Annotated in this window: 12 protein-coding genes; 10 read left to right on the top strand and 2 right to left on the bottom strand. The window is 65.4% G+C overall.

The genetic code is table 11. The features are described from left to right. The first annotated feature begins 28 nt into the window (after positions 1-28). Genes cobA through Q7O19_RS00145 form a run of 5 tightly spaced genes read left to right on the top strand, consistent with a single transcriptional unit; the run spans position 29 to position 3857 of the window. On the top strand, positions 29-799 hold the full coding sequence (gene cobA, locus Q7O19_RS00165; RefSeq protein WP_303807892.1) for a uroporphyrinogen-III C-methyltransferase: 771 nt from the start codon (positions 29-31) through the stop codon (positions 797-799). After that, positions 784-1071, top strand: coding sequence for a DUF2849 domain-containing protein (locus tag Q7O19_RS00160; protein WP_303807891.1), 288 nt, complete (start codon positions 784-786; stop codon positions 1069-1071). The genes cobA and Q7O19_RS00160 overlap by 16 nt, the downstream gene beginning before the upstream one ends. Further along, positions 1071-2702 carry a nitrite/sulfite reductase gene (locus Q7O19_RS00155; protein ID WP_303807890.1) on the top strand — a complete coding sequence of 544 codons (1632 nt, stop codon included), beginning with the start codon at positions 1071-1073 and terminating at the stop codon, positions 2700-2702. Before Q7O19_RS00160 ends, Q7O19_RS00155 begins: the two co-directional genes overlap by 1 nt. Further along, on the top strand, positions 2695-3123 hold the full coding sequence (locus tag Q7O19_RS00150; RefSeq protein WP_303779000.1) for a DUF934 domain-containing protein: 429 nt from the start codon (positions 2695-2697) through the stop codon (positions 3121-3123). Before Q7O19_RS00155 ends, Q7O19_RS00150 begins: the two co-directional genes overlap by 8 nt. Continuing rightward, on the top strand, positions 3120-3857 hold the full coding sequence (locus Q7O19_RS00145) for a phosphoadenylyl-sulfate reductase (protein WP_303807888.1): 738 nt from the start codon (positions 3120-3122) through the stop codon (positions 3855-3857). The genes Q7O19_RS00150 and Q7O19_RS00145 overlap by 4 nt, the downstream gene beginning before the upstream one ends. Here Q7O19_RS00145 and Q7O19_RS00140 read toward each other — a convergent pair. Both Q7O19_RS00140 and Q7O19_RS00135 read right to left on the bottom strand, forming a co-directional pair. Then, complete coding sequence (locus Q7O19_RS00140; protein WP_303807886.1) at positions 3854-5845, bottom strand: DUF2075 domain-containing protein; 1992 nt, start codon at positions 5843-5845, stop codon at positions 3854-3856. The genes Q7O19_RS00145 and Q7O19_RS00140 overlap by 4 nt on opposite strands. Before the next feature lie 86 nt (positions 5846-5931). After that, entirely contained in the window at positions 5932-7539 is a 1608-nt protein-coding gene (locus Q7O19_RS00135; protein WP_303807885.1) for a phosphoenolpyruvate carboxykinase, read from the bottom strand. A 203-nt stretch (positions 7540-7742) separates the two neighbouring features. On the opposite strand from Q7O19_RS00135, the gene Q7O19_RS00130 reads away from it, so the two are divergent. From Q7O19_RS00130 to Q7O19_RS00110, 5 genes are read left to right on the top strand one after another with little or no spacing between them, the layout of a single operon-like run. Then, a complete protein-coding gene (locus Q7O19_RS00130; RefSeq protein WP_303807884.1) occupies positions 7743-8486 on the top strand; it encodes a response regulator transcription factor in 744 nt (247 codons plus the stop codon). Between the two features lie 6 nt (positions 8487-8492). Next, positions 8493-10046 (top strand): cell wall metabolism sensor histidine kinase WalK, encoded by a 1554-nt coding sequence (locus Q7O19_RS00125; protein ID WP_303807883.1) that lies wholly within the window; start codon positions 8493-8495, stop codon positions 10044-10046. 3 nt (positions 10047-10049) lie between these two features. Further along, positions 10050-11408, top strand: a complete 1359-nt coding sequence (gene rapZ, locus Q7O19_RS00120; RefSeq protein WP_303807882.1) for an RNase adapter RapZ — start codon at positions 10050-10052, stop codon at positions 11406-11408. Next, positions 11405-11806 carry a PTS sugar transporter subunit IIA gene (locus Q7O19_RS00115; protein ID WP_022680747.1) on the top strand — a complete coding sequence of 134 codons (402 nt, stop codon included), beginning with the start codon at positions 11405-11407 and terminating at the stop codon, positions 11804-11806. The genes rapZ and Q7O19_RS00115 overlap by 4 nt, the downstream gene beginning before the upstream one ends. After that, complete coding sequence (locus Q7O19_RS00110) at positions 11803-12081, top strand: HPr family phosphocarrier protein (protein ID WP_303782425.1); 279 nt, start codon at positions 11803-11805, stop codon at positions 12079-12081. Before Q7O19_RS00115 ends, Q7O19_RS00110 begins: the two co-directional genes overlap by 4 nt. The last annotated feature ends 8 nt before the right edge of the window (positions 12082-12089 follow it).

Raw genomic sequence — 12089 nt, 5'->3', positions numbered from 1 at the left:
CCTTGCCGCGCGATGCGGCAAGGGGGGCATGGATTTTCACCCCCAATCTGGTCGCATCTTCCTGGTTGGCGCTGGCCCCGGCGCCGCTGATCTGCTCACCCTGCGTGCCGTCCGCGCGTTGGCTGCCGCCGATGTCGTGGTGCACGACGGCCTGGTGGGTGACGAAGTGATGGCGCTGATCCCCGCCCACGCCCGCCGGATTTCGGTCGCCAAACGCCGCGCCCGCCACACGCTGGCCCAGGATGAAATCGGCGATCTGCTGGTTGCCGAAGCCCGCGCTGGCCACACCGTGGTGCGGCTGAAAGGCGGCGACCCGTTCATTTTTGGCAGGGGCGGCGAAGAAGTGGATGCTGCACTCGCCGCTGGTGTGCCCGTTGTTGTGATTCCCGGCATATCGGCCGCCAATGGCGCGGCCGCCTCCACCTTGATGCCGCTCACTCACCGCGATCATGCCTCGATGGTCAGCTTTGTCGCTGGCGAATGCCGCGGCCTCGCCGAACAGAATTGGGCCGGCCTGGCCGGTAAGGGCCGCACCCTGGTAATCTACATGGGCCTGGCCGGTGCCGCGCCGATCGCCGAGAAATTGATGGCCGATGGCCTGGCACCCGATACGCCGGTTGCCGTTGTCGAACGCGCCACCCAGGCCAATGAACGCCTCGTCACCTCGCTGCTCGCCGATCTGGCCGGGCTGGTGGCGCGCGAGGCCATCGCTTCCCCTGCTCTCATCATCGTTGGCGATGTGGCGGCGCTGCCCGCTGCTCGTGCCAAAGCAAAGGAAACCGCATGCCTTGTTTGCTGACCGGAAACCGCCTCGAAACCGGCGATGTGTTGTGGTGGGCTGGTTACGATTGGAGTCTCCATTTGAGAGATGCCGTGGCCGTGGACGACCACGGTGAGGCGCTGATTGCCCGCCTGTTGCCCCAGGAACGCATCAACGATCTCGTTCTGATCGACGTGGATGCCACGCCTGATGGCTGGCGCCCGCGCTCCACCCGGGAACGCGTGCGCGCCGTCGGCCCCAGCGTGCGCCCCGATTTTGCCCTGCCCTCCCTGCCTGTGGACGCCATCTGATGTACCGTTACGACGAATATGATCAGGCGATTGTCGATGCCCGCGTCGCCGAATTCCGCGACCAGGTCGAACGCCGGCTGAAGAACGAAATCAGCGAAGAAGCCTTCAAGCCGCTGCGGCTGATGAACGGCCTTTATCTGCAGCTGCACGCCTATATGCTGCGCGTCGCCATACCGTACGGCACGGTGGATTCGCGTCAGATGCGCATGCTGGCCCACATCGCCCGCCGTTATGATCGCGGCTATGGCCATTTCACCACGCGCCAGAACATCCAGTACAATTGGATGAAGCTGGAAGAGATGCCGGACCTGCTCACCGATCTGGCCAGCGTGGAAATGCATGCCTTCCAGACCAGCGGCAACTGCATCCGCAACATCAGTTCCGATCAGTTCGCGGCGGCCGCCGCCGACGAGATCGCCGATCCGCGCCCCTATGCCGAGCTGCTGCGGCAATGGTCGACGCTGCACCCGGAATTCTCGTTCCTGCCGCGCAAGTTCAAGATCGCGGTCACCGGCAGCACGATCGATCGTGCCGCCATCAAGCTGCACGATATCGGCCTTGAACTGGTGCAGAATGACGCTGGCGAGATCGGCCTGAAAGTGCTGGTCGGTGGCGGCATGGGCCGCACGCCGATGCTGGGCCATGTGATCCGCGAATGGCTGCCGGTGGCGGATTATCTCAGCTACATGGAAGCGATCTTGCGGGTCTATAACCGCCACGGCCGCCGCGACAACATCTACAAGGCGCGCATCAAGATCCTGGTCAACGATCTCGGCGCCGCCGAATTCGCCCGCCAGGTCGAGGAAGAATGGGCGCTGGTGAAGCCGCTCGGCCTCGATCCGCCGCCGTCCGAATTGGCCCGTATCGCCGCGCACTTCGCGCCGCCGGTGCTTGATGCCAACGCGCCTGTCGAGATCGACCAGTCCAACCCGGATTTCGCCAACTGGGTGACGGTGAACACGCATCCCCACAAGGCGCCCGGCTATGCCATCGTCACCATCAGCCTGAAGGCACCGGGCGAAACCCCCGGCGACGCGTCGGCCGATCAGATGGATATCATCGCCGATCTGGCCCAGCGTTACGCCGGCGACGAAATCCGCGTGACCCACACGCAGAATCTGGTGCTGCCGCATGTGCGCCGCGCCGATCTGTTCGATCTGTGGCAGGTGCTGGTTTCGGCCGGGCTGGCCACCGCCAACCTGGATCGCGCGTCGGACATCATTTCCTGCCCCGGCCTTGATTATTGCACCTTGGCCAATGCCCGCTCCATCCCCATCGCCCAGAAACTGGCGGTGAAGCTGGCGCCGCAAGAAGCGGATCTGGGTGAGCTGAAGATCAAGGTTTCCGGCTGCATCAACGGCTGTGGGCACCACCACGCCGGCCACATCGGCATCCTGGGCGTCGATCGCAAGGGCGAGGAAAATTACCAGCTCCTCCTCGGCGGCTCCGGCGCCGAAGATGCGACTTTGGCCAAGACCCTCGGCCCCGGTTTCGACGAAAATGGCATCGTGACGGCGGTGGAAAAGGTCATCGACCGTTACAAGACGCTGCGCGCCGATCCGGCCGAACGTTTCCTCGACACCTATCGCCGCGTCGGCGCCGAACCCTTCAAGGAGGCCGTGTATGGCTGAAGTCTATCGTTTGCGCGCCGATCCGGAACACACGGCGCCGGCCGTGCCGTTGGCTGACTATCAGCCCGGCGGCACTGCCGTGTGGCTGGAGGCGGGCGATGATGCCCGTCTGCTCGTCCCGCATCTGGGCGCCCTGCGCCGCATCGACATCGCCTTCCCGAAGTTCCGCGAAGGCCGCGGTTACAGCAGTGCCCGCATCCTGCGGGAAGCCGGCTTCACGGGCGAAATCCGTGCAGTTGGCGTGCTCTATGTCGATCAGCTGATGTTTCTCACCCGCGCCGGATTCGATGCCGTGCTGCCTGAAACGCCGATTGATCCGGCGGTGGCGGAGCGCACGCTGGCGCGCTTCCCCAATGTCTACATGAAAGCGGCCGACAGCCTGCAACCGATCTGGGCGCTTCGCGAACAGTCCAACGCATGAGCGAGGCGGCGCGCCTGCCAGATGTGATTGACACCGCGCCGGCCTTCACGGCCGAGCAGGTGGCGGCGCTGAACGCCCGTTTTGCCGGCCGGCCAACGGCGGAGATGCTGGCCGAACTTCTCACCGGCGAGCTGAAAGGCCGCATCGCCGTCGTCTCCTCGTTCGGGGCGGAATCGGCGATGCTGCTCGATCTGGTCGCCGCGGTCGACCGCAGCGTGCCGCTGATCTTCATCAACACCCAGAAGATGTTCGGCGAAACGCCAGCCTATCGCGACAGCCTGGCCGAAAGTCTGGGCTTCACCGATCTGCGCGTCTATCGCCCCGACCCGTATGAGATTGCTCGTCGCGACGACAAGTCCCTGCGCTGGGCTTATGATCCCGATGGCTGCTGCGATCTGCGCAAGGTTGAACCGCTCCGCCGCGCGCTGGCCGGTTTCGACGCGTGGATCTCTGGTCGAAAGGGCTTCCAGTCCGGCCGCGCCGGTCTGCCGCGCTTCGAGCTTGATGAAAACCGCCTGAAAATCAACCCGCTCGCCGATTGGGACAAGGCCGCCATGGACGCGCAGTTTACGCTGCGTGAGCTACCCCGCCACCCGCTCGAAGCCTCCGGCTATCCCTCCATCGGCTGCCAGCCCTGCACCAGCCAGGTCCAGCCCGGCGAAGACCCCCGCGCCGGCCGCTGGCGCCACTGGGACAAGACCGAATGCGGAATTCACAATCAGCCGGCATTCTAGGCTGAGGGCAGCGCCGGAATCCCACACCCGGACAGCCATTCGGCAACAGCATCATAATCGGCGGGCGGCCGCGTCGCATCGGTCGCGTCACCCCTCGGCACATAGATCACCATTCCCTGCCGCGAGCGCGAGAGCAGCACGCGATAGGCGTTACGGACATATTCGGCGCGGCCGATGCCGCTCTGCGTGGCGCCGATCTGCTGCCAGTTGGTGCCTCTGAACTGGCGGGCCTGCCAGCCATTTTCCGTGCGGCGATAATTCAAGTCCCAGGCGACGCCCGCCCAATCGAGCTCGAGCCCCTGGACGTCGAACTCGGTCGCGGCATCTTCCAGCGCGTTGGAGGAGCGCACATCGTCGTTGCCGTTCAGGAACCAGTGGCAGACATCGACCGGAGCCTTGACGTGAAGGCCTTCCGGCTTGAGCCGCAGCGCATTAGAACTGGCGAGCAGGCCGGCGCGTTCGCCGGCCCGGCGCTGCGTTCGCAGCCACTGCCGGGCCGCCGCTAGATCGCGCATGTAGCAGACAGGAAACTGATCAAGGCCTCTGATCAAGGCGCTGGCCGCGCCCGCATCCTCGGCCAGAAGTGCCGCCACGAATGCCGACACGCCTTCGGCGCGAAACGACCGCACCGACACCGCCAGGTGCAGGCCTGCATCGGGAACCGCGCCGCGGTGCGCCAGATGCCACCGCATCGCCCCGTCAATTGTACCGCCCTCGGCCATGAGGTGCGGCGGCAGGAATAGCTGCCAGTGGGGCAGCCCGGCTTGCAGCGCATTCAGCCACTCGGCGACACCGGCTTCCCCACGGTTGATTTCCTGCCCTTCGCCGATCAGGCAGACGACGACACACCAATCTGGCCGGCGGTCCATCACCGAAAGCAGGAAGCCGGGCTCTGACTGGTCAAACGCCGGCTGGCCCTTCTTGCGGCGCATGAAATCACTGGTCATGGCACGATCCCAGGCGCGCTGGGCCTCGTCGAAAATCACCACATGCTCGGTCGGAACGCGATCGGGCGCCAGATACTCGTCGCGAAAATGGTGGACGTTCTGGATGAAGGCATCGGGCTCGCGGGCTTGCAGTATGCGGGCCTCAGGCAAATCGGGCAGGGCGCGCTTGCGCTTGCCGTCGCGGCGCAGTGCCTCCTGCAGCACCTGCACCAGCGGGCCGTTGCCTGACAGGAACACGGCGTGTTCTTCCGGGTGGTCGGGATGGCGCTGGCAGGCGAGGTTGAGGCCGGCGAGCGTCTTGCCGGCGCCGGGTACGCCGGTAACGAAGCAGATGGCCTTGCCGCCCTCCGTCCGCATCCGCGCCACCACCGCCGCAATGGCGTTGGCCGTGCGCGACAGATTTTCGGCGCCCGCCTCAGAGCGGGAGATGGCCGTGACGTCGTGGCCGGCATAGAGCGCTTCGGCCGCCTCGATGATGCTGGGGGTGGGGCGATAGGCGCCCTCAGCCCATGCGTCGGCGTCGATGACCGGTCCGTCACAGCTGGCGAGCAGGCGGCGCAGCGTGGGCAGCACGTCATCGGGGCTGAGGCAAAGCGGACTGTGCACCCGGTCTTCCGCCCAGAAGCCAAAGCCAAGCTGCTGCGGCGGCGCCTCGCTGGCGATCAGGATCGGGATGATGGCCTTGTCGTGGCTGGTGACATGGAAATTCTTGAGGTCGAGCGCATAGCCATGGGCTTGCTCAATGGCATGGCGGGCAAAGGCGCGCTCGCCAACTTTGTATTCAAGCACCAGGATCAGCGGCCCTGCCACGATCACGGCATCCGCGCGTCGTCCCATGCGGGGGATGGCAAATTCCATGAAGAAGTGGGCATCGGGCAGCGCAGCCGCCAATTGCTTGAGATGGGTGATCGTGAATTGCCATGCACTGATTTGTGCCAACTCAGCCGGAAATTGGGTTGCTTCGGTGAGATAGCCCAGGATCAATTGCGGCGTCGCGTTGGCCAGCATTTCGGCTGGATAATCAAACCAGGCGCGCTTCATTGCGCCAGGCTGCCAGGTGATGCGTTGAGCTGCAACGAAAAAGGGCGGCCCTTGCAGGCCGCCCCTCTTGTTGTTGGTCTGCCCGTTCAGGCGGCTTTTGGTGCCGAATCCCGCACTCTGGCGTCCACATGGGCTTCGAACTGGGCGAAATTGGCGATGAACATGCCAACCAGCGCCTTGGCCTTGGCGTCATAGGCGGCCTTGTCGGCCCAGGTTTCGCGCGGGTTGAGGATGGTGGGTTCGACGCCCGGAACCGAGACCGGCACGGCGAAGCCGAAATTGTCGTCGGTGCGGAACTCGGCAGTCTTCAGGCTGCCATCGAGCGCGGCGTTGAGCAGGGCGCGCGTCACCTTGATTGGCATGCGGGTGCCTGTGCCGCCGGTGCCGGCTCCGCCGCCAGTCCATCCGGTGTTGACCAGCCACACGTCCACGCCGCCCTTGGCGATCCGTTCCTTCAGCAGATTGCCATACACCGACGGGTGGCGCGGCATGAACGGCGCGCCAAAGCAGGTGGAGAAGGTGGCATCCGGCTCGGTCACGCCGATTTCGGTGCCGGCCACGCGCGCGGTGTAGCCGGACAGGAAGTGGTACATGGCCTGATCCGGGGTCAGCTTGGCGATCGGCGGCAGGATGCCGAACGCATCGGCCGTGAGCATGATGATGTTGCGCGGTACCGGGCCCATATTGTCGGCACTGGCGTTCGGGATGAAATCAATCGGATAGGAACCGCGGCTGTTTTCGGCCAGGCTGTTGTCATCCAGATCGATCACGCGCGTATCGGGATCCATCACGACATTTTCCAGCACCGTGCCGAAACGGCGGGTGGTGGCGTAAATCTCGGGTTCGGCTTCGGCGGAAAGCCGGATCATCTTGGCATAGCAGCCGCCTTCGAAGTTGAAGACGGCGGTATCGGACCAGCCATGTTCATCATCGCCGATCAGCGTGCGGCTGGCGTCGGCAGAAAGCGTGGTCTTCCCGGTGCCAGACAGGCCGAAGAAGATCGCGGTATCGCCGTCTGCGCCAATATTGGCCGAGCAGTGCATCGGCATCACGCCCTTCAGCGGCAGCAGATAGTTGAGGATGGAGAAGACGCTCTTCTTCATCTCGCCAGCGTACGCCGTGCCGCCGATCAGGATGGTCTTGCCTTCGAAATCCACCGCCACGATGGTTTCGCTGCGGCAGCCGTGGCGGGCCGGATCGGCCTTGAAGCTGGGCAGATCGATGATGGTATATTCCGGCACGAAGGCGGCCAGATCGGCCAGTTCCGGGCGCACCAGCAGGGTGCGGATGAACAGGCTGTGCCAGGCAAATTCGGTGATGACGCGCACCTTCACGCGGTGTTCGGGCTGGCTGCCGCCAAAAAGATCCTGCACGAACAGGTCGCTCTTGCCCTTCAGTGCGGTTTCGAAATCAGCCTTGATGGCTGCTAACTGCTCGGGCGTGATGCTCTTGTTCTTGTCCCACCAGATGCTGCCATCGGTGGCGGCATCACGCACGATGAACTTGTCGTTGGCGCTGCGGCCGGTGTGCTTGCCGGTTTTCACCACGAGCGCGCCGTGTTCCGACAGCAGGCCCTCGCCGCGCTGTACGGCGAGTTCCACCAGCGGGCCGGTCAGCAGGTTCCAGTGCAGGGCGGCGGGCGTGGCGAGACCCTGTTGAACAAGGCCATGGGCGGGCACAACGGTGGACGGCACGGTGAATACTCCCTCATCGCTGGGTCAGCCTTGTTGACCGATCTTGCATGACCGCATAATCCACGTATACGTATTCGTCAAAGAAGCGGGGCGTGTTGCGGGCGCAGGCCAGCAATGTTCTGTCGCAACCGTGAGGCTGGGCGAGAGGGCCATCGGCGGCGCGCTCTTGCCACCGGCCGGCCAAGGTTCCAAAAGGCCAGTCGATGGATATCGAAAACCCGACATCCCCCACCATTGCCCTGGTTGATGATGATCGCAACATCCTCACCTCGGTGTCGATTGCGCTGCAGGCCGAAGGCTTTGCGGTGCGGCTCTATTCCGATGGCGACAGCGCCTTGAAGGCGCTGATCGAAAATCCGCCCGATCTGGTGGTGCTCGATATCAAGATGCCGCGCATGGACGGGATGGAAGTGCTGCGCCGCCTGCGCGAAAAAGTGCAGGTGCCGGTGATCTTCCTCACCAGCAAGGACACCGAGATCGACGAGGCTTTGGGCCTGGCCATGGGCGCCGACGATTATATCGGCAAGCCGTTCAGCCAGCGCCTGCTGATCGAACGAATCCGCGCCGTGCTGCGCCGCACCGCCAACCGCCGCGTGGCTCCCGATGCGGAAAACGAAGCGCCGGCCGTCGATCCGATCGTGCGCGGCCGGTTGACCATGGATCCGGCCCGCCACCGCGTGTTTTGGGATGCCGGCGAAGGCCGGCGCGGGGATGTCGCGCTCACGGTTACCGAGTTCATGATCCTGGAAACGCTGGCGGCCCGCCCCGGCTTCGTGAAGTCCCGCGATCAGCTGATGGACGCAGCGTACAGCCACGATGTCTATGTGGATGATCGCACCATCGACAGCCACATCAAGCGCCTGCGCAAGAAATTCCGCGCGGTTGATCACCAGTTCAAGGCGATCGAGACGCTGTACGGCGTCGGCTACCGCTTCAACGAGGAGTAGGCCCAGGTGAAGGCCGAAGAGGCCGTGCAGGAATGGCGCCGCGGCCTTGGCTTTGGCTCGCTGCGCGCCCGCATCTTTGCGGTGAACCTGCTCGCCGTGATCGTGCTGGCGATCATGCTGCTCTATCTGGATACGGTGCGATCGCGCCTGCTGGGTGAGCGAACCGCCAGCCTGGCCAGTGAAGCCATCACCGTCTCGCGGCTGGTGACCGATCTGCCGCCAACGGCGCGGGCCGGCAGCATCCTGCGGCTTGGCATGGAACGCGGCACCCGCGTGCGGCTGTATGCGGGCAGCGGCGAGCGTCTTGCCGACAATTGGCTGAATCCGAAGACCCCGCGTTTCGTGATTGAAAACCCGGCCGCCTATGACTGGCGGCGTTCATCGGCCAAGGCCATCGATCGGGCGCTGGATGCAGTGCTGGGGTTTCGTACTCTGTCGCCTTATGTGGAACCGGCGGTAGACACGGCCAGCTTGTGGCCGGAACTGGCGCGCAGCACCGCCGCCGCCCAGCCGGTTACCGATCTGCGCCGCGCCAATGATGGCAGCCTAATCGTCACGGCCGCGGCACCGGTGCCGGGGTTGGGCCATGTGCTGCTCACCGATTCGGCGGACGATCTGGCCAGCATCCTGCGCCGCGAGCGCCTCACCTCGGCCTGGCTGCTGCTCAGTGTCATTGCGCTCACCCTGGGCCTGTCGCTCTATCTCGCGCGCACCATCGTGCGGCCCTTGCGCATGCTGGCGATTGCTGCGCACCGGGTCCGGCTGGGGCGCAGCCGCGAAGTGGTGGTGCCGCGCCTGCCCGACCGCAGTGACGAGATTGGCGCCCTGGCCCGCGCCATTTCCGATATGTCCACCGCATTGCGGCGCCAGATTGACGCGACCGAGGCCTTTGCCGCCGATGTGGCGCACGAACTCAAGAACCCGCTGGCCTCCCTACGCTCTGCCGTGGAAGTGCTGGACCGCGTGGAGAAGCCCGAACTGCGCGCGCAATTGCTGGCGGTGATCCGCGACGATGTTGGCCGCATCGATCGGCTGATCACCGATATCGCCGATGCCAGCCGGCTGGATGCCGAACTGTCGCGCACCGGCTTTCAACCCATCGACGTCGCCGCGCTCGCCGATGGCCTGGTGGCGGCCTATGGGGTTGCGGCCACCGCCTCCAACCGGTCGCGCACGGTCAGTGTCGAGCGCGCCGGCTTGGCCGGGCCGGTGCTGATCGAAGGGGACGCCAACCGCTTGGCGCAGGTGCTGCGCAACCTGATCGACAACGCCATCAGCTTTTCCCCCGATGGCGGCCGGGTGACGCTGGCGCTGGCCAGCCGTGGCGATCAGGTCGAGCTGGCGGTGAGTGATCAGGGCCCGGGCGTGCCGGCCGCCAACCGCCGCGACATTTTCCGCCGTTTCTATTCCGAACGCCCGGAAGGCGAGGATTTTGGCCGCCATTCCGGCCTGGGCCTGTCCATCGCCGGCGCCATTGTGGTCGCGCACGGCGGCCAGATCACCGTGGAGGATGCGCCCGGCGGCGGCGCGGCCTTCCGTGTGCTGCTGCCGGCGGCCTGAGCCGTGGAGACGCTTCACGCCACTGCCGTTGCCCTTGATGGCCGGGCTGTGCTGCTGCTGGGCCCGTCGGGCAGCGGCAAATCCGATCTGGCGCTGCGGCTGGTGGCGGCCGGTTGGCGGCTGGTGGCGGATGACCGGGTGGTTGTCACGCCTGAGGGTGATCGCATCATTGCCAGCGCGCCGCCGCGCCTGGCCGGCCTGCTGGAAGTGCGCGGAGTGGGCATCGTGCCCGAACCGACCGCGCCGGCCCCGGTTGCGCTGGCGCTTGATCTGGCGGCCACAGCTGATCGCCTGCCCGATTCCGAGCATCTGGTGCTGGCCGGGCAGACAGTGCCGCGGCTTGCGTTTGATCCGTTCGGGGAATCTGCGCCGCAACGTGCGGCCCGGGCTCTGGAAGTGCATGGCTTGGCAATGCACGGCCTTCCCGGCACAGATGGCGCGATGAATCCGCCGATTCTGATCATCTCTGGCCTGTCCGGTGCCGGCAAATCGACCGTGCTGCGTGCGCTCGAAGATGCCGGTCATGAAGTGGTGGACAATCTGCCGCTATCGTTATTCGACGCGCTGATCGCTGGCGCCACCAGCCGCCCGCTGGCACTCGGCATCGACAGCCGCACCCGCGCCTTCGATGCCGCCGCCTTGGGCCAGCGCGTCGCTGCCCTGCGTGATTCGGGCCGCGATGCCCGGCTCATCACGTTGGAATGCAGCGATGATGTGCTGATCCGGCGCTTTTCCGAAACCCGCCGGCGCCATCCGCTGGCACTGGATCGTCCGGCTATCGATGGCATCCGCGCCGAACGCGAATTGCTCAGCCCCCTGCAACGCTGGGCCGATCTGGTGATCGACACCACCGAATTGTCGGTCACCGGTCTGCGCGCCCGTATCGCCGAACGTTTTGGCGGCGGCTTCTCGCCTGGCCTCACCGTCACCGTGCTCAGCTTCGGTTTCTCTGCCGGCCTGCCGCGCGATGCCGATCTGGTGTTCGACATGCGGTTCCTCAGCAATCCGCACTGGGACATCACGCTGCGCCCGCTGACCGGCGAGGACAGCCAAGTGGCGGCGCATGTTGCGGCCGATCCGCTGTATGCTCCTACGCTCGACAAGATCGATGATCTGGTGACCAGCTTGCTTCCCGGCTATACCCGCGAGGGCAAGGCCTATCTCACCATCGCCATCGGCTGCACCGGCGGCCGCCATCGCAGCGTGGCCGTGGCCCGCGCACTGGCCGCGCGGCTGCAAGCGGCTGGCCAGAATGTGGCCCTGGTGCATCGCGATGTCGCTAAACAGGCAGGCGATGCGGCCGTGGTCGCAGGCGACCCATTGACAGAATCGGCAAAAAGGCGTGACGGCGGCCGGCAATGATTGGACTTGTGTTGGTAACGCATGGGCGTCTCGCGGCTGAGTTTGTCGCGGCGATGGAGCACGTCGTCGGCGCGCAGGACCGCGTCGAACCGATCTGCATCGCCGCTGATGACGACATGGAACTGCGCCGCGCCGATATCGCCGCCGCCGTCGCCCGCTGCAACGCCGGCCAGGGCGTCATCATTCTCACCGACATGTTTGGCGGCACGCCGTCCAATCTCGCCATCTCGCTGCTCGGGCCGCAGGTGGAAGTGATCGCCGGCGTGAACCTGCCGATGCTGATCAAGCTGGCCAGCGTGCGCAAGACCGGCACGGTGGAAGCCGCCGTGCAGGCCGCGCAGGATGCCGGGCGCAAATATATCGCGGTGGCCAGCCGTATGCTGGGCGAGGCCGCTTGAGCGAGACGGCTGGTCCTGTCGAGGTCCCGATCACCAACCGGCGCGGGCTGCACGCACGCGCCAGTGCCAAGTTCGTCACCATGGCCTCCAGCTTCGATGCCGAAGTGATGGTGAGCCACGACGGTTCGTCGGTCACCGGGACCTCGATCATGGGCCTGATGATGCTTGCGGCCGCCTTGGGCGACAGCATCACCATCAGCGCCACCGGCCCGGAAGCCGAAGCCGCTGTGTCCAAGCTGGCCGGGCTGGTGCTCGACAAGTTCGGCGAGGATTGACCGACTAC

This window comes from Sandarakinorhabdus limnophila DSM 17366, from assembly GCF_945882885.1.
GTDB lineage: Bacteria > Pseudomonadota > Alphaproteobacteria > Sphingomonadales > Sphingomonadaceae > Sandarakinorhabdus > Sandarakinorhabdus limnophila_A.
Note: the sequence above shows the minus strand (reverse complement) of the source record. Positions and strands in the feature narration are given on the sequence as shown.

Excerpts from the sequence above, each read along its gene's own strand:
- cobA (WP_303807892.1), top strand. The coding sequence starts at position 29 with ATGGATTTTCACCCCCAATCTGGTCGCATCTTCCTGGTTGGCGCTGGC.
- Q7O19_RS00160 (WP_303807891.1), top strand. The coding sequence starts at position 784 with ATGCCTTGTTTGCTGACCGGAAACCGCCTCGAAACCGGCGATGTGTTG.
- Q7O19_RS00155 (WP_303807890.1), top strand. The coding sequence starts at position 1,071 with ATGTACCGTTACGACGAATATGATCAGGCGATTGTCGATGCCCGCGTC.
- Q7O19_RS00150 (WP_303779000.1), top strand. The coding sequence starts at position 2,695 with ATGGCTGAAGTCTATCGTTTGCGCGCCGATCCGGAACACACGGCGCCG.
- Q7O19_RS00145 (WP_303807888.1), top strand. The coding sequence starts at position 3,120 with ATGAGCGAGGCGGCGCGCCTGCCAGATGTGATTGACACCGCGCCGGCC.
- Q7O19_RS00140 (WP_303807886.1), bottom strand. The coding sequence starts at position 5,845 with ATGAAGCGCGCCTGGTTTGATTATCCAGCCGAAATGCTGGCCAACGCG.
- Q7O19_RS00130 (WP_303807884.1), top strand. The coding sequence starts at position 7,743 with ATGGATATCGAAAACCCGACATCCCCCACCATTGCCCTGGTTGATGAT.
- Q7O19_RS00115 (WP_022680747.1), top strand. The coding sequence starts at position 11,405 with ATGATTGGACTTGTGTTGGTAACGCATGGGCGTCTCGCGGCTGAGTTT.